17 protein-coding genes are annotated in these 15,347 nt (G+C 72.3%); 13 read left to right on the top strand and 4 right to left on the bottom strand.

Annotation, left to right across the window (positions count from 1 at the left end):
- Positions 1-96: 96 nt before the first annotated feature.
- The 4 genes from ACIRB7_RS17825 (at position 97) to ACIRB7_RS17810 (ending at position 4,534) form a co-directional block, all read left to right on the top strand.
- Positions 97-2,226: an FUSC family protein gene (locus ACIRB7_RS17825; protein WP_403599077.1), complete on the top strand. Its 2,130-nt coding sequence runs from the start codon at positions 97-99 to the stop codon at positions 2,224-2,226.
- Positions 2,227-2,380: 154 nt separating this feature from the next.
- Complete coding sequence (locus ACIRB7_RS17820; protein ID WP_403599074.1) at positions 2,381-3,040, top strand: hypothetical protein; 660 nt, start codon at positions 2,381-2,383, stop codon at positions 3,038-3,040.
- Positions 3,041-3,137: 97 nt separating this feature from the next.
- Positions 3,138-3,734 (top strand): SigE family RNA polymerase sigma factor, encoded by a 597-nt coding sequence (locus tag ACIRB7_RS17815; protein WP_403599072.1) that lies wholly within the window; start codon positions 3,138-3,140, stop codon positions 3,732-3,734.
- Positions 3,731-4,534: a hypothetical protein gene (locus ACIRB7_RS17810; RefSeq protein ID WP_403599069.1), complete on the top strand. Its 804-nt coding sequence runs from the start codon at positions 3,731-3,733 to the stop codon at positions 4,532-4,534. The genes ACIRB7_RS17815 and ACIRB7_RS17810 overlap by 4 nt, the downstream gene beginning before the upstream one ends.
- 107 nt (positions 4,535-4,641) lie before the next feature.
- Here ACIRB7_RS17810 and rpsN read toward each other — a convergent pair whose 3' ends face one another.
- Positions 4,642-4,947, bottom strand: coding sequence for a 30S ribosomal protein S14 (rpsN, locus tag ACIRB7_RS17805; protein ID WP_403599066.1), 306 nt, complete (start codon positions 4,945-4,947; stop codon positions 4,642-4,644).
- Positions 4,947-5,183 (bottom strand): 50S ribosomal protein L28, encoded by a 237-nt coding sequence (gene rpmB / locus ACIRB7_RS17800; RefSeq protein ID WP_351216850.1) that lies wholly within the window; start codon positions 5,181-5,183, stop codon positions 4,947-4,949. The genes rpsN and rpmB overlap by 1 nt, the downstream gene beginning before the upstream one ends.
- A gap of 63 nt (positions 5,184-5,246) precedes the next feature.
- Here rpmB and rpmG point away from each other — a divergent pair, with 63 nt between their 5' ends.
- A complete protein-coding gene (gene rpmG / locus ACIRB7_RS17795) occupies positions 5,247-5,411 on the top strand; it encodes a 50S ribosomal protein L33 (protein ID WP_403599063.1) in 165 nt (54 codons plus the stop codon).
- Between the two features lie 203 nt (positions 5,412-5,614).
- A complete protein-coding gene (locus tag ACIRB7_RS17790; protein WP_173861569.1) occupies positions 5,615-5,827 on the top strand; it encodes a DUF397 domain-containing protein in 213 nt (70 codons plus the stop codon).
- A gap of 120 nt (positions 5,828-5,947) precedes the next feature.
- On the opposite strand, the gene ACIRB7_RS17785 is transcribed toward ACIRB7_RS17790, so the two are convergent.
- A complete protein-coding gene (locus tag ACIRB7_RS17785; RefSeq protein ID WP_403599060.1) occupies positions 5,948-6,445 on the bottom strand; it encodes an ATP-binding protein in 498 nt (165 codons plus the stop codon).
- A 329-nt stretch (positions 6,446-6,774) separates the two neighbouring features.
- Here ACIRB7_RS17785 and ACIRB7_RS17780 point away from each other — a divergent pair, with 329 nt between their 5' ends.
- From ACIRB7_RS17780 to ACIRB7_RS17750, 7 genes are all read left to right on the top strand, one after another.
- The gene (locus ACIRB7_RS17780; RefSeq protein WP_403599057.1) at positions 6,775-7,647 is read left to right on the top strand and encodes a helix-turn-helix domain-containing protein; all 873 of its coding nucleotides are present in this window, start codon (positions 6,775-6,777) and stop codon (positions 7,645-7,647) included.
- 84 nt (positions 7,648-7,731) lie between these two features.
- A complete protein-coding gene (locus ACIRB7_RS17775) occupies positions 7,732-9,189 on the top strand; it encodes an aldehyde dehydrogenase family protein (RefSeq protein ID WP_403599054.1) in 1,458 nt (485 codons plus the stop codon).
- A 132-nt stretch (positions 9,190-9,321) separates the two neighbouring features.
- On the top strand, positions 9,322-9,864 hold the full coding sequence (locus ACIRB7_RS17770) for a DinB family protein (RefSeq protein ID WP_403599051.1): 543 nt from the start codon (positions 9,322-9,324) through the stop codon (positions 9,862-9,864).
- 129 nt (positions 9,865-9,993) lie between these two features.
- Positions 9,994-10,608, top strand: a complete 615-nt coding sequence (locus ACIRB7_RS17765) for a PadR family transcriptional regulator (RefSeq protein WP_403599048.1) — start codon at positions 9,994-9,996, stop codon at positions 10,606-10,608.
- 115 nt (positions 10,609-10,723) lie between these two features.
- The gene (locus ACIRB7_RS17760) at positions 10,724-11,749 is read left to right on the top strand and encodes an ATP-binding cassette domain-containing protein (protein ID WP_403599046.1); all 1,026 of its coding nucleotides are present in this window, start codon (positions 10,724-10,726) and stop codon (positions 11,747-11,749) included.
- Positions 11,746-12,510: an ABC transporter permease gene (locus ACIRB7_RS17755; RefSeq protein WP_403599043.1), complete on the top strand. Its 765-nt coding sequence runs from the start codon at positions 11,746-11,748 to the stop codon at positions 12,508-12,510. The genes ACIRB7_RS17760 and ACIRB7_RS17755 overlap by 4 nt, the downstream gene beginning before the upstream one ends.
- Positions 12,511-12,823: 313 nt before the next feature.
- The gene (locus ACIRB7_RS17750; RefSeq protein ID WP_403599041.1) at positions 12,824-13,906 is read left to right on the top strand and encodes an exo-alpha-sialidase; all 1,083 of its coding nucleotides are present in this window, start codon (positions 12,824-12,826) and stop codon (positions 13,904-13,906) included.
- A 12-nt stretch (positions 13,907-13,918) separates the two neighbouring features.
- Here ACIRB7_RS17750 and ACIRB7_RS17745 read toward each other — a convergent pair whose 3' ends face one another.
- Complete coding sequence (locus ACIRB7_RS17745; protein ID WP_403599038.1) at positions 13,919-15,337, bottom strand: glutamate decarboxylase; 1,419 nt, start codon at positions 15,335-15,337, stop codon at positions 13,919-13,921.
- Positions 15,338-15,347: the final 10 nt, after the last annotated feature.

Below are 15,347 nucleotides of genomic sequence, written 5' to 3'. Positions count from 1 at the left end.
ACATCCCGCGCCCCGCACCCCGTCCGGCACCGGCCGTTCGCGGGCGAGGTGGGGGCAAATGACCGGTTTTGATCCGATCGCGGATACGCTCAGGCCATGAGCTGGCTTCGGGCCCTGAAACAGACCGCCCGTTCCGGGCTCACCGTCGAGCGGCGGCGGCTCGAACCCGTCGTCGCCGCCCGCGCCGCCCTCGGTCTCGCCCTCGTCGTCGGCTTCTCGCTCGCGCTCTTCGGCCCCGCCGTCGCCGCCTCCTCCGCCTTCGGTGCCTTCCAGGCGGCCATCGCCACCTTCCAGCGTTCCTGGCGCCCCCGCCCGACCCTCGCCCTCGCCTCCGGCGCCAGCCTCGCCCTGTCGACCTTCTTCGGCTATCTCACGGGCGCCCACGGAGTTTTCTTCCTCGCCCTGCTGCTCCTCTGGACGTTCCTGTCGGGGCTCGCCTGGGCCGCCGGCCCCACCGCCGGACTCATCGCCTCCTCCAACGTGGCGATGATGCTGGTGACCGTCACCCTCCCCACCTCCGTCGCCACCGCCGCAGGCCACGCCGCCATGATCTTCGCGGGCGGGGTCGTCCAAGCCGCCCTGGTCGTCGTCCTCCCGGTCCGCCGCTGGGGCGCCCAGCGTGATGCCCTCGCGGACGCCCTCGCCGCCGAGGCGGACTACGCCCGCCGCCTCCGCCACGACCCGGTGGCCCCGTTCGACCCCGTACCGCTGATGACGGCCCGCAGCGCGGCCGCCGTGACGCCCGGCCAGGCCCGTCGCCGCCCGGCGGAGCTGCACGGCGCCCGGGGCCTCGCGGAACGCATCCGTCCGGTCCTCGCCTCCCTCGCCGACCCGGCGGTCGGCGTGCCGGAGGAGGGCCCGGAGCGGGACCGGGTGCGGGAGCTGCTCGCGGCGGCGGGCGCGGTCCTGGACGCCGCCGCGCACGCGATCCGGCACGGCGAACCGGTCGCCATGCCCGCGCCCTCCGTCGCCGCCCTGCGCACCCCGGACACCGGCGCGATCCTCACCGGCCCGTCCCGCCGCGCCGCCCTCCGGCTCGCCGCGCTGCTCGGCGACGTGGTCGAGACGGCGGAGCCGAGGACGGAGACCACGCAGTCCCCGGAGGCCACGGAGGGCGCGGAGACCCCGCAGACCCCGCAGACCACAGGGGCGCCGAGGCACGCCACCGGAGCCGCCCTCGCCCGCCCCACGCTCGTCCGTATGGCGCCGATCGTCGCGGCGAAGGTGCGGGCCGAGCTCCGCCGGGACTCCCCGGTCCTGCGCCACGCGGTCCGCGTCTCGGCGGCCACGGCCGCCGGCTACCTCCTCGGCGGGGTACTGCCGTTCGGCCACGGCTACTGGGCGCCGATGGCCTCGGTGATGGTCATGCGCCCGGACTTCTCGCAGACGTACGCGCGCTCGGTGGCGCGGTTCGGCGGCACCCTGGTCGGGGTGGCCCTGGCGACGGCGGTCGTACAGTCGGCGCACCCGGGCACGTACCTGTCGGCCGGTCTCGCGGTGGTGTGCGCCTTCGGGATGTACCTGCTGATGCGGACGGGGTACGCGGCCGGTCAGGTCTTCGTCGCCGCGTACGTCGTGTTCCTGCTCGGCATGGAGGGCGCGGGCCTGACCCAGACCGTACGGGACCGGGTGACGCTGACCCTGCTCGGCGGGCTCCTCGCGATGCTGGCGTACGCCGTCTACCCGGCCTGGGAGACGCCCCGGCTGCGCGGCCGGCTCGCGGACTGGCTGGCGTCGGTCGGCGGGTACGCGGCCGTCGTCACCGCGCGGTACGCCGACCCGGCGGGTACGGGCAGCCCCGACGTACGGGAGGCGCTCCTGAAGACCCGCGCGGCCCGGGTGGCCTGGCAGGAGGCGGTGGACCGCGCGACGCACGAACCCGTACGGCACCGGGGCCTCTCCCACGCGGCGGCGGAGCAGGCCGACCACGCGCTCGCGGAGTTCGGGCGGGTGGCGATGCTCCTGGAGGCGCACCTGCCGGAACGCGGCTCCCCGCCCCTGGCGGCCGCCGCGACCCTCGCGGAGTCCCTGCGCAGGGCGACGGAACGGGGCGCGAAGGAGGTACGGGAGCGCAAGGAGCCGCACTGGGACGACCTGCGCGAGACGCTGGACGCCTGGTCGGCCGACCCTCCGGACCACTTCCTGCTGCACAAGGGCGCCGTGCTGCTCCTGGAGGCCCTGGACGAGGTCACGACGGCGCTGACGGCCTCCACGCGGGCGCGTTGAGCTCGCGTCAGGCGTCCATTTCACGAACACGTCATCCGGGCGGGGGCCGCCCGGAGTTGATAGGGGTGGGGCCGCGCACGCACGCGGTCGCTTCGAGACATCGACACCGGATATCGGATATCGAATATCGGATACAGATCCCAGGAGCAACCGGATGAAGAGGTACCTGCTGGCCGCGGCCGCCCTCGTGGCCGCGGCGGTGATCGCGGCACCTGCGGCCGTGGGGGCGTCCACCGAGACCGCCACCGAGACCGCCGCCGCGTCCCAGCCCGCCGCCCAAGCCCCAGCGGCGGCGGCTCCCGCGAAGGCCGCCCCGGCCCCCGCGGCGGCCGTTCCCGCGAAGGCCGCCCCGGTCGAGGCCCTCGCGCCCGCCCCGAACCCGGTCCGCACGGTCCGCCCCGGCGAGCGCGTGGAGGCCGGAAAGGGCTACACCGTGTGGCTGACCAGGGAGGGCAAGCACTGGACCGGACCGGACGGTTACGAGAACTTCCGCAGCGTCGTCGACGGCAACATCGACCGCTCCCAGCCCGGCGTGAGCCACCAGAGCGAGGGGGACACGACGGGCGTCTTCCACTCGGGCCTCTACTACGGCACCCGTCACGTGGGCCGCGTCGAACTGACCGACGCCGAGGGCGACACGACCGTCGCCACCCTCCTCGCCCTGCCCGGCCGCCCCGACTGGGGCGTCTGGTACGCCCACACCGGACCGTCGGAGGGCAACCACGGCGGCAGCACGGGCGTCGCTCTCTACGACCGCGCGGGCAAACTCCTGGCCGAGCTGCCGGGCTTCGACTTCCCGGCGGCGGGCAGCTGATCCGCCGCGGACGTCAGCCGATCCGCGGCTGACCGGGGGGCAGAAACGTGGCGGGGCCCGGCACGGGGCGGGCCCCGCCACCTCCACACCCACACCCATGCCGACCACCGACCACCAACCACGACCGATCGCGAGGTCAGCCACCGTGCCGCACGAGTCCGTCACCGAGGACGACGGCTTCGCCGAGTTCGCCGTCGCCGCCTGGCCGCGTCTGGTGCGTACGGCGCAGCTCCTGACCGGCGACTTCCACGAGGCCGAGGACCTGGTGCAGACGACGCTGGCCAAGGTGTACGTGCGGTGGCGGAAGGTTCCGCGCGCGGAGATCGACCTCTACGTGCGCCGGGCGCTGATCAACAACAACCTCAGCAGGCTCCGCCGGAAGCGGGTCGTCCATCTGCTGACGCCGGTCCTTCCGGAATCGGTCCGCCACACTTCCGCGGGCCATGCCGAGGCGGTCGAACGACGCACCTCGCTCCTGGCGGCCTTAGCGGATCTGACCGCCCGCCAGCGCGCGGTCATGGTGCTCCGCTATTGGGAAGATCTGACCGAGGCGGAGATCGCGAGCGTCCTCGACTGTTCGATCGGCACGGTCAAGACCCATGCCCGGCGCGGTCTGGCGGCCCTGCGCGCCCACCCCGGGCTCGTCACCGCCTCCCTCCCGCCTCTGCCCGCCCCTTCCGGAGCCCGACGATGACCCCCGCAAGCCCGACGACGCCCCCCGGCCCCGGCCCTGACCCGGCCGACCCCGTCGACCTCGACCCCGCCGACCCGGCCGACCTCGTCCCCGCCGACCCCGCTGAGGCGGACCTCCGCGCCGCGTTCGCGCGGGCCGCGCTCGACGTCACCCCGGGCCCGGTGCCACTGGCGGCCGTGCGGCGGGCCGGGCGGTCGCGCCGGCGGAGCCGTACGACCGCCCTGTCGGCGCTCTCGGTGCTCGCGGTCGCGACGGCCGTGGCGGCGGTCGTGGCCCTGACCCCCGTACGCCCGTCCCCGCCGCTCCCGGGCCCTGCCACCACCCCGTCGACCGCCGTCCCGACCGCGTCCCACGCCGCGCCGCCGACCCAGGTCCCGGCCCCACCCCCAGCCCCGAGCCCGGTCCGGGTGGTGGCCCGCGGAGAGCGGGTGAACGCCGGCAAGGGCTGGACGGTCTGGCTGACGGAGGAAGGCAAGCACTGGTCCGGGCCGGACGGTTACGAGAACGTCCGCAGCGTCACCGACGGCAACGTCGACACGGGCGAGCCGGGCGTCAGCCACCAGAGCGAGGGCGACGCGACGCGGATCTTCCACTCGGGGCTCTACTACGGGACCCGTACGGCGGGACGCGTCGAGCTGACGGGCGCGGGCGGCCGCAGAACCGTCGCCACCCTGCTCGAACTGCCGGGCCGCCCGGGCTGGGGCGTCTGGTACGCGTCCACCGGGCCGGAGGACCAGGCGCCAGGCCTCGCGCTGTACGACCGGGCGGGCCAACTCCTCGCCGAGCTCCCCCCGATGTAGCCGTGAGACGGACGGAGGCGCACCCTCCACCGACAGCCGTCATCCCCCGGCCGCCTCCGCCGCGCCTTCGCCTCCCCCGGCTCGGCCACCTCCGCCGCCTCCACCCCTCACCACGAAGCCTTCCGCACCCCCGGCAGGTACCCCGCGTGCGCCTGCCCCCTGACCCGGACCCTGGAGAGGCCGAACTTCCGCAGGTGGCCGCGGGGCCGGCCGTCCACGGCGTCCCGGTTGCGGACGCGGGTGGCACTGGCGTCCCGGGGCTGACGGTTCAGCTCCCGTACCGCCGCCTCGCGCGCGTCCGCGGCAGTGCCGGGGCGGCGGATGATCTCCTTCAGCTCGGCCCGCCGCTCGGCGTACCGCGCCACGACCGCCTTCCGGCGCTCGTTGCGTGCGATCTTGCTGCGCTTGGCCATCAGACCTTCACCCCACGTGCCCGGATACGGGCCACGGCGGCCTCGACGCCGATCACGTCGACGGTCTTGATGGCGCGGGCGCTGAGGGTGAGCCGGACGTACCGGCCCTCGCCGGGCAGCCAGTAGCGCTTCTGCTGGATGTTGGGGTCGAAGCGGCGTGAGGTGCGCCGGTGGGAGTGCGAGATCCGGTTGCCGAAGCCGGGGCGTGCTCCGGTCAGCTGACAGTGGGCGGACATGGGTGACCTACCTCTCCATCAAGACATTGGAAATGGGAACCATTTTCATTTACTCTACACACCATGGCCCGCAACGAACTCCGCCCCGTCGTCAAGCTCCGGTCCACCGCCGGTACCGGATTCACCTACGTCACCCGCAAGAACCGCCGCAACGACCCCGACCGTCTCACCCTGCGCAAGTTCGACCCGATCGCCCGTCGGCACGTCGACTTCCGGGAGGAGCGCTGAGGGGGGGGCCGGGGCCCAGTGATCGTTTCCCGGCATACTCGCTGGTGACACGCTGCGTCGCGTAGCCGCTACGCCACCCCCCGTGCACGTGCATCTGCTCATGCAGTGGCATATGAACACAGCTATGATCCGAGGAAGTTGACACCTGCACCAAGCAACTCGGGGAGCTACCAGTGCATCATGCGCATCGCGCGTACAACGGCATGGCGGCCACGGAGCTGCGAGGCGTCGTGTGGCAGAAGAGCCGGCACAGCAACTCCCAGGGATCATGCGTGGAGTTCGCCAAACTGCCGGGGGGAAACGTTGCCGTACGCAACTCGCGCCACCCCGAGGGGCCCGCGCTCGTCTACACGCCCGCGGAGATAGAGGCGCTCCTGCTGGGCGTGAAGGACGGGGAATTCGACCACCTGGTGTGAGGCCGACGCCGCCCGCCGCGCGAGCGAGGGAACGGCCACGCACAGAAGAAGGGCCCCGGCGCCGTGCGCCAGGGCCCTTCTTCTCTATGAATACAGCTGCCCGCAGCCTCTGCGGCGGCGCTACTCCGGCCCGACCCGGAACAGTGCCCACACCACCTTGCCCCGCAGCGTGCCGGCGAGCGGGTGCCACCCCCAGCTGTCGCTGAACGAGTCGACCAGGAACAGCCCGCGGCCCGACTCGGCGGCGAAGTCCTCCTCGCCGCCGCGCGCCTCCGGGCTCTCCTGGCTCGGGTCGCGCACGGCGCACACGAGGCGCGAGGACCAGCGCATCAGGTGCAGCCGAACCGGTGGGTTCTGGCCTTCTTCCTGGGGCGCGTCGGCGGGCACCGCGTGGCGGAGCGCGTTGGTGACGAGTTCGGAGACGACCAGGGCCACGTCGTCGAAGCGTTCGCTCAGATTCCAGCGGTCCAAGGTCGCGCTGGTGAACTTCCGGGCCCCGCCCACGGCTTCGTACCGTGCGGGCAGTGCACAGGAGGCGGAGGTGGAGACGGCGCCGGGATCGATCGGCGGAAGGCCCTGCCGTAACGGCTCGAGCACGGTCGATCCATTCGTCCCCATGCGAGGCACTCCCGGGAATCGCGACTGTGGTGCGACAACACGACAACACGAACGAGCACGCGGCTGCGCGGGGTCCATGGTTCCGAATGCGCCCACTGGATGCAAGGGCAGATGCACGTGCACGCGCCGGACCTGTCCGTTCACGTGCCGAATCTGTGTATAAGTCGTCCACTCGATGAGGGGAACTTTCCGCGAAGTGTGTGCGGAGTGGCCTCGACTGCCCGGATCTCGCCGCCTTTCCGTAATCGAATGTGTACGCGCTGAAGCGTTTGGTGGCAGAATCCGGGGCTCGACGGGGGCTCGACACCGTAAAGGGGAGGCTGGCAGCCGTGACCGCAGGCGAATCGGGCGGAGCGAGCGGGAGTGTGGTGCGGCGCATCCTGCTGGGCTCCCAGCTGAGGCGGTTGCGCGAGTCGCGCGGGATCACCCGCGAGGCGGCCGGCTACTCGATCCGCGCGTCCGAATCCAAGATCAGCCGCATGGAGTTGGGACGGGTGAGCTTCAAGGCCAGGGACGTCGAGGATCTGCTCACGCTGTACGGGGTCGGGGACGAGGCCGAGCGCGGTTCGCTCCTCGGGCTCGCCCGCGAGGCCAACGTGGCCGGCTGGTGGCACAGCTTCGGCGACGTCCTGCCCGGCTGGTTCCAGACGTACATCGGCCTGGAAGGCGCCGCCTCCCTCATCCGCGTCTACGAAGTGCAGTTCGTGCACGGACTGTTGCAGACCGAGGCGTACGCCCAGGCCGTCGTCACCCGGGGCATGCCGGACGCCCCGAGCGCCGAGATCGACCGGCGGGTCGCCCTGCGCCTGGAGCGGCAGAAGGTCCTCGTCTCCGAGCGCGCCCCGCAGTTCCACGCGGTCCTCGACGAGGCCGCGCTCCGTCGGCCCTACGGCGACCGCTCGGTCATGCGGGGCCAGTTGAGGCATCTCATCGAGATCTCCGAGCATCCGGGCGTCACGCTCCAGATCATGCCCTTCAGCTTCGGCGGCCATGCCGGCGAGAGCGGGGCCTTCACGATGCTGCGCTTCCCCGAGTCCGACCTCTCCGACATCGTCTACCTGGAGCAACTCACCAGCGCCCTCTACCTCGACAAGCCCGAAGAGGTCGCCCAGTACCAGCGGGTGATGGGGCGACTCCAGGAGGACGGACCGGATCCGGCCGAAAGCCGTGATCTTCTCCGAGGCCTCCTTCAACTCTCCTGACACATCAGTACGATGACGTGACATCAGTTCCGACGTCACTTCTGTCATCGTGCAGAGGTAGAGCGGGTAGAGGGGTCTCGATCCATGTCGCACTTCACCGACCTGGCCCACCAGTACATCGACGGCGAGTGGAAGCCCGGCAGCGGCTCGTGGGACATCATCGACTTCAACCCCTACACCGGGGAGAAGCTCGCGTCGATCACCGTCGCCACCGCCGGTGAGGTCGACCGCGCCTACCGGGCCGCCGAGCGTGCCCAGGCCGCGTGGGCCGAGACCAACCCGTACACGCGCCGGCTCGTCTTCGAGCGCGCCCTGCGGATCGTCGAGGACCGCGAGGAGGAGATCGCCGAGACGATCATCGCCGAGCTCGGCGGCACCCGCCTCAAGGCGGCCTTCGAGCTGCACCTCGCCAAGGAGTTCCTGCGCGAGGCGGTCCAGCTGGCGCTGCGTCCCGAGGGCCGCATCCTGCCGTCCCCGGTCGACGGCAAGGAGAACCGCGTCTACCGCGTCCCCGTCGGCGTCGTCGGTGTCATCTCGCCCTTCAACTTCCCCTTCCTCCTCTCGATCAAGTCGGTCGCGCCCGCGCTCGCGCTCGGCAACGCGGTCGTCCTCAAGCCGCACCAGAACACCCCGATCTGCGGCGGCACCCTCGTCGCCAAGGTCCTGGAGGAGGCCGGTCTCCCGGCGGGCCTGCTGAACGTCGTCGTCACCGACATCGCCGAGATCGGTGACGCGCTCCTGACCCACCCGGTCCCGAAGGTCATCTCCTTCACCGGCTCCGACAAGGTCGGCCGCCACGTCGCCACGGTCTGCGCCCAGAACTTCAAGCACGCCGTCCTCGAACTCGGTGGCAACAGCGCCCTGATCGTCCTCGACGACGCCGACGTCGACTACGCCGTGGACGCGGCCGTCTTCAGCCGCTTCGTGCACCAGGGCCAGGTCTGCATGGCCGCCAACCGCATCCTGGTGGACCGCACGCTGGAGGAGGAGTTCACCGAGAAGTTCGTGGCGAAGGTGAAGACCCTGCGGGTCGGCGACCCGGCCGACCCCGCCACCCACATCGGTCCGCTCATCAACTCCCAGCAGGCGGAGGCCGTCTCCTCGGTCGTCGACCAAGCGGTGGCGGCCGGCGCGACGGCGCTGCTGCACGGCACGGTGGACGGCAACCTCGTCTCGCCTTCCGTCCTCACCGGCTTCGCCCCGGACGCCCCGGTCCTCGGCCAGGAGATCTTCGGCCCGGTCGTCCTGATCGTCCCGTTCGACGGTGAGGAGGAGGCCGTACGGATCGCCAACGACACGCCGTACGGGCTCAGCGGCGCCGTCCACACCGGGGACGTCGAGCGGGGTGTACGGATCGCCAAGCGCATCCACACCGGCATGATCCACATCAATGACGGCACCGTGCACGACGAGCCGATCGTGCCCTTCGGCGGCGAGAAGCGCTCGGGCGTGGGGCGGCTCAACGGCGAGGCGATGGTGGAGAGCTTCACCACCCAGAAGTGGATCTCGATCCAGCACGGCCGGAGCCGTTTCCCGTTCTGAGCCGTTTCCCGTCCCGGGGCGCTTCCTGTCCTGAGCCGCTTCCCGTTCTGAACCACTTGCGGACAGTAGTTGTCCGCAAGCCTTCGTAGCGTGGTCGGTGTCAGAGAGACCCAGGTACGGAAGGCGGACACCATGGTTGCCCTTGTTCCCACGGAGGCCCACAGCGACGAGCGCGGCACGCTCCTCGACTTCGTCGAGACCCAGCGCGACGCGCTCCGCCGCTCGCTCGTCGGACTCACCGAGGAGCAGGCGGCGAGCCGGCCCAGCGTCAGCGAACTCAGCCTCTCCGGCCTGGTCAAGCACGTCGCCGAGATGGAACTCAACTGGCTGCGCATGGCCCAGCAGCAGCCGAACGAGAGGCAGCGCGACCAGGGGAACTGGGGCGACAGCTTCCGGCTCGTGGACGGCGAGACGATCCCGGAACTGCTGGTGTTCTGGGAGGGCGTGGTCAAGGAGACCGTGGAGTTCGCCCGCTCGGTGCCGAGCCTGGACGACACCTTCCCGCTGCCGCCCGCGCCCTGGTTCCCGAAGGACGGACGGGTGTCGATGCGCTGGATGCTGCTGCACCTGGTCGAGGAGATGGCCCGGCACGCCGGGCACGCGGACATCATCCGTGAGTCCCTGGACGGCAAGGGTTCCTTCGAGCTGATCGCGGAGGAGCAGGGTCGGGGCTGACCGGCGGTAGGGCGGGGCGGCCCCGCCGCGGAGCCTGACCGGCGGTGGGGCGGGGCAGGCCCGCCGCGGAGCCGCACCCGGAGGGCACACGCGCGTACCCTGGTCAAAATTGACTAGGAGGTAGGTGGGATGTCTGCGATCCGTCTTCTCGTCCTGGGCGCGGTGAAGCAGCACGGCCGCGCCCACGGCTACCAGGTGCGCAACGACCTGGAGTACTGGGGCGCCCACGAGTGGTCCCACGCCAAGCCCGGCTCGATCTACCACGCGCTGAAGCAGATGGCGAAGCAGGGACTGCTGCACGCGCACGAGGTGGCGCCGAGCGCGGTCGGCGGGCCGCCGCGCGTCGAGTACGAGCTGACGGACCTGGGCGCGGAGGAGTACTTCGCGCTGCTGCGCGAGGCGCTGACCACGTACGACCAGAAGATGGACGTCCTGTCGGCGGGCATCGGCTTCATCGTGGACCTGCCCCGGGAGGAGGCGGCGGAGCTGCTGCGCCGGCGGGTGCGGGCGCTCGACGAGTGGCGCGCCGCGGTCACGGAGTACTACACGCCGGAGGGTGGACCCGGCCAGCTCGGGCACATCGGCGAGATCATGCACATGTGGGTCCACTCGGCCGACGCGGGCAAGGAGTGGACGCTGGGCCTGATCGAGCGGATCGAGGGCGGGGCGTACGTCTTCGCGGGCGAGGGGGACCCCTTCGTGGGTGTGCTCGCCGAGGGGGAGGAGAACCCCTTTGCGACCTGATCGGGCCGGGAACGCAGCGGCTAATCAAGTTTGACTAACCTCGTTCGAGGGCATACCTTGCTCCGTCGGCGGCGAGTGGTCAAATTTGACTACGAAGATTTCGGGAGGAATCGAGATGGCGACGGAAGCGATCCTCGTGGAGGGCGCACGCAAGCGGTACGGCGAGAAGGACGCCCTGGCCGGCCTGGACCTGACCGTCGGGCGGGGCACCGTCCACGGCCTGCTCGGCCCCAACGGCGCGGGCAAGACCACGACGGTACGGATCCTGGCCACGCTGCTTCGTCACGACGCGGGTCTGGTGCGGGTGGCGGGGCACGACGTACGGACCGAGGCCCGGGAGGTACGGCGGCGGATCGGGCTGCTCGGGCAGCACGCGGCCCTCGACGAGGAGCTGGGCGGTCGGCAGAACCTGGAGATGTTCGGCAGGCTCCACCACCTGGGCGCGCGCCGCGCCGGGGCACGGGCCGACGAGCTCCTCGAGCGCTTCGGCCTCGGCGACACCGGCCACAAGCCGGTCAAGCAGTTCAGCGGCGGTATGCGGCGGCGGCTCGACCTGGCCGCGTCGCTGATCACGGAGCCCGAGGTGCTGTTCCTCGACGAACCGACGACCGGACTCGACCCGCGGGGCCGCGGCGAGGTCTGGGAGTCGGTGCGTTCCCTGGTCGGCGGGGGCACCACGGTCCTGCTGACCACGCAGTACCTGGAGGAGGCCGACCAGCTCGCCGACCGGATCTCGGTCGTGGACCAGGGCCGCGTCGTGGCGGACGGCACGGCCGACGAGCTCAAGGCCCGGGTCGGCCTCGACCGGATCGACGTGGTCGTACGGGACGGCGCACGGCTCGACGAGGCGGCGGCCCTGCTGCCGGCCGCGCGGGCGGAGGTGACCGTCGACGCGGACCGGCGGCGGCTCAGCGTGCCGGTCGTGGACCGGATGGCCTCGCTCGCCGAGACGGTGAGGGCGCTCGGGGCGGCCGGGATCGAGGCGGAGGACATCGCCCTCCGGCGGCCGACGCTGGACGAGGTGTTCCTCCGGCTGACGGGTGATCGGGACGGGGTTGGGAGCGGGCTCGGGGCCGGGGTCGGGGCGGCCTCCGGCGCGGGGGCGGCCTCCGGCTCCGAGGAGAAGGAGGTGGCGGCATGAGCGCGGCGTACGTGGTGAGCGACTGCTGGACGATGACCCGCCGGGAACTGGCGCACTGGGCGAGGCAGCCCGTGCAGGTCCTGGTGGGGCTCGTGTTCCCGGTGATGATGCTGCTGATGTTCGGCTACCTCGTCGGCGGCGGGCGGAGCGTCGACGGCGACTACGTCGACTTCCTGGTGCCCGGGATGCTCACCCTGACCATGGTGTTCGGCCTCGAAGGCACCATGACGGCCGTGACGCAGGACCTGAACAAGGGTGTGATCGACCGGTTCCGGTCGATGCCGATGAGCGACGGGGCGGTGCTCGTGGGGCGCGCCGCCGCAGACATGCTCCAGTCGACGGTCGGGCTGCTCGTGATGGTCGGCGTCGGATACGCGATCGGCTGGCGGGCGGACGGCGGCCTCGGGAGCACCCTGGGGGCCCTGGGACTGCTGCTTCTGCTGCGCTTCGCGATGCTGTGGATCGGGATCTACCTCGCCCTGGTCGCGGGGCGGGCCGAGCTGGTGCAGGCGGTGCAGATCCTGGTCTGGCCCGTCGGCTTCCTGTCCAACGCCTTCGCGTCGCCGGAATCGATGCCGGGCTGGCTCGGGACGTTCGTGGAGTGGAACCCGATGTCGGCGACCGCGACGGCGGTCCGTGACCTCTTCGGCAACCCGGGCGGCGAGCCGGGGCACATCGGGGCGGCGGTGGTGTGGCCGCTGGTGCTCCTCGCGGTCTTCTTCCCGCTCGCGGTACGGAAGTTCGGGCGGCTCGGGAAGTAGCGGCGCGGAAGTGGGAACCCGGGGGCGGTGAGCGGTGTATTGAAAGCAGCGGCTCACCGCGGACCGCTCGGGGGAGGACGGGGGACGTGCGATGCGCAGGCTTGGGGGAGTGGCCGGCGCCGTGGTGGCGCTGGTGTTGGTGGTGCTGACGGGGTGTACGGGGTCGGTGGGGCCGTCGGAGTCGTCGGGGTCTTCGGGGTCTTCGGGGTCGTCGGGTTCGGCGTCCTCCGGACCGGGACCGGGGGCGGGGCCGTCCTCCGGAGCGTCGGCGTCCGTCGCCCCTCCGGGAAGCCCGCCCTTCCGGAACAAGGGGGTGTACGGCGCTCCGCCGCGGATACCGTCCGCGCCGGGGCTGCCCGGCTGGGCGCACAGTCTGGGCTTCGCGTCGGACGGCAGCGGGTTCGCGCTGCTCGCCGAGTGCGTGAGCGTCGCGGCCGACCCGGAGAGCGGCTTCTGCCGGCAGCACGTGGCCGCGCGGGACGCCGGGGCGGGGCAGTGGGTGCTGCGGCGGTCCCCGCTGCCCCGGATACACGGGACGGACGGTGTCTCGGCCGACCTGCTGGCCCTCGGGCCCGGCCGGGCGCTGATCACGGCCGGCGGCGGTGACCGGCCGGAGGAGGCCTGGTTCACCCGGGACGGGGGACGGAGCTGGCGTGCCGTCGACCGGCGGACGGCCGGCCGCGTCCCGGAGATACCGGCGGGGGCGGTGCTCACCACCGACTGCGCCGACCCGGCCGGGGCCGGTCCCGACGAGTGCGCGCGGAAGCGGCTGGTGGTGGTCTCCCCGGAGGACGGGCGGCGTAGAGCGCTCGTCCGTCAGCCGCTCCTCGGGGCGCACCCGGGGCCCGCGGCCCAGCCGGAGCCCGATGGTTCCTGGTGGGTCTCGGGGGTGGACCCGCTCACCGGGCGGGCGGCGGTCGCCGTCTCCCGGGACGCGGGCCGGAGCTGGACCGTGAGCCGGCTGCCGAGCCCGGCGACGACGCCGGGGTGGCGGGTCGCGGTCGCGGTGGGCCGGGACGCGGTGTACGCGGCGGAGATGGGTGAGCTGACGGGCGGCGAGCCCGTGAAGAACCCGCTGCGGGCCCTGCACCGCTCGCTGGACGGCGGCAGGACCTGGCAGCGGACGTGGGCCACGGGACCGGAGGTGGAGCCGCGCGCGCTCCAGGGAGTGCCGGTGCCGGGCCCCGGCGGCCGGGTCGAGGTCGGCGCGCAGCTCGCGGGGTACGTGAGCCTGGACGGTGGGCGTCGCTTCACCGTCCTCGACACGGGTACGTTCCACGTCCGCCGCACCCCGCTGGGCCTGCTGCGCGAGAGCTCGCAGTGTGTGTACGAGCTGACCGCGGACGGGGTGCGGTGGTCGGAGTTCCGGCTGGCCTGTGAGGGGGACGAGCTCTAGGCCTCTGGGGCGTCAGTGGTGGAAGGAGGTGGCGGCGTCCTTGTCCCGGGTGAACGGCTGGGACTGGCTCCGCAGTTCGGGCAGCAGTCGGTTCAGGTCCTCCACGAGGAGGCCGGCCAGGTCGGCCGAGAATCCGTTGCGGCAGACCACGCGCAGGACGGACAGGTCCTCGCGGTGGGCGGGGAAGGTGTAGGCGGGTACCAGCCAGCCCCTCTCCCGCAGTCGGCGTGACACGTCGAAGACGTCGAAGGAGGTGACGTCGGGGGCGGTGGTGAAGGCGAAGACGGGCAGTTGGTCGCCGCGGGTGAGGAGCCGGAAGTCGCCCATGGCCTCGACGCGTTCGGCGAGGCCGCGGGCGATGTCCCGGGAGGCCTGTTGCACCGCCCGGTAGCCCTCCCTGCCGAGCCTCAGGAAGGTGTAGTACTGCGCGACGACCTGGGCGCCGGGCCGGGAGAAGTTGAGGGCGAAGGTGGGCATGTCGCCGCCCAGGTAGTTGACGCGGAAGACGAGTTCCTCGGGGAGTTCGGCGGGTGAGCGCCACAGGGCCCAGCCGACGCCGGGGTAGACCAGGCCGTACTTGTGACCGGAGGTGTTGATGGAGGAGACGCGGGGGAGCCGGAAGTCCCACACCAGATCCTCGTCGAGGAAGGGGGCGACCATGGCGCCGGAGGCGCCGTCGACGTGGACGGGGATGTCGAGACCGGTGCGTTCCTGGAGGGCGTCCAGGGCGGCGCAGATCTCGGCGACCGGTTCGTAGGAGCCGTCGAAGGTCGAGCCGAGGACGGCGACGACCCCGATGGTGTTCTCGTCGCAGAGCGCGGCGGCGGAGTCGGCGTCGAGGTGGAAGCGGTCGCCCTCCATGGGGACGAGCCGGGGCTCGACCTCCCAGAAGGCGCAGAACTTCTCCCAGCAGACCTGGACGTTGACGCCCATCACCAGGTTGGGGCGGGCCGCGCCCGGATAGCGGTCGGCGTTCCGCTGGGTCCAGCGGCGCTTCAGGGCCAGGCCGGCGAGCATGCAGGCCTCGCTGGAGCCGGTGGTGGAGCAGCCGACGGCCGCGCCCGGGTCCGGGGCGTTCCACAGGTGGGCGAGCATGGCGACGCAGCGGCGCTCCAGTTCGGCGGTGCGCGGGTACTCGTCCTTGTCGATCATGTTCTTGTCGCGGCACTCGCCCATCAGGACGCCGGCCTGGGGCTCCATCCAGGTGGTGACGAAGGTGGCGAGGTTGAGCCGGGAGTTGCCGTCGAGCATCAGCTCGTCGTGGACGAGCTGGTAGGCGCTCGCCGGGGGCAGGGGGCCGTCGGGCAGCCGGTGGAGGGGTGGGGCCTCGGTCATGTCGCCGATCGGGTCGGCCTCTCCGAAGAAGGGGTTGAGTGCGAGCCGGCGCTCGGGCTCGGGAGGTGAGGCGGCGGGGCCCTGGTGCAGTGGCATGGGGGATTCC

This window comes from Streptomyces sp. NPDC093795 (assembly GCF_044764665.1).
Taxonomy (GTDB): domain Bacteria; phylum Actinomycetota; class Actinomycetes; order Streptomycetales; family Streptomycetaceae; genus Streptomyces.
This window is presented reverse-complemented; position numbering and strand designations above follow the sequence as displayed.

Excerpts from the sequence above, each read along its gene's own strand:
- rpsN (WP_403599066.1), bottom strand. The coding sequence starts at position 4,947 with ATGGCCAAGCGCAGCAAGATCGCACGCAACGAGCGCCGGAAGGCGGTC.
- ACIRB7_RS17810 (WP_403599069.1), top strand. The coding sequence starts at position 3,731 with ATGACCCCCGCAAGCCCGACGACGCCCCCCGGCCCCGGCCCTGACCCG.
- ACIRB7_RS17770 (WP_403599051.1), top strand. The coding sequence starts at position 9,322 with ATGGTTGCCCTTGTTCCCACGGAGGCCCACAGCGACGAGCGCGGCACG.
- ACIRB7_RS17755 (WP_403599043.1), top strand. The coding sequence starts at position 11,746 with ATGAGCGCGGCGTACGTGGTGAGCGACTGCTGGACGATGACCCGCCGG.
- rpmB (WP_351216850.1), bottom strand. The coding sequence starts at position 5,183 with ATGTCCGCCCACTGTCAGCTGACCGGAGCACGCCCCGGCTTCGGCAAC.
- ACIRB7_RS17775 (WP_403599054.1), top strand. The coding sequence starts at position 7,732 with ATGTCGCACTTCACCGACCTGGCCCACCAGTACATCGACGGCGAGTGG.
- ACIRB7_RS17815 (WP_403599072.1), top strand. The coding sequence starts at position 3,138 with ATGCCGACCACCGACCACCAACCACGACCGATCGCGAGGTCAGCCACC.
- ACIRB7_RS17765 (WP_403599048.1), top strand. The coding sequence starts at position 9,994 with ATGTCTGCGATCCGTCTTCTCGTCCTGGGCGCGGTGAAGCAGCACGGC.
- ACIRB7_RS17820 (WP_403599074.1), top strand. The coding sequence starts at position 2,381 with ATGAAGAGGTACCTGCTGGCCGCGGCCGCCCTCGTGGCCGCGGCGGTG.
- rpmG (WP_403599063.1), top strand. The coding sequence starts at position 5,247 with ATGGCCCGCAACGAACTCCGCCCCGTCGTCAAGCTCCGGTCCACCGCC.
- ACIRB7_RS17745 (WP_403599038.1), bottom strand. The coding sequence starts at position 15,337 with ATGCCACTGCACCAGGGCCCCGCCGCCTCACCTCCCGAGCCCGAGCGC.
- ACIRB7_RS17760 (WP_403599046.1), top strand. The coding sequence starts at position 10,724 with ATGGCGACGGAAGCGATCCTCGTGGAGGGCGCACGCAAGCGGTACGGC.
- ACIRB7_RS17785 (WP_403599060.1), bottom strand. The coding sequence starts at position 6,445 with ATGGGGACGAATGGATCGACCGTGCTCGAGCCGTTACGGCAGGGCCTT.
- ACIRB7_RS17825 (WP_403599077.1), top strand. The coding sequence starts at position 97 with ATGAGCTGGCTTCGGGCCCTGAAACAGACCGCCCGTTCCGGGCTCACC.
- ACIRB7_RS17790 (WP_173861569.1), top strand. The coding sequence starts at position 5,615 with ATGGCGGCCACGGAGCTGCGAGGCGTCGTGTGGCAGAAGAGCCGGCAC.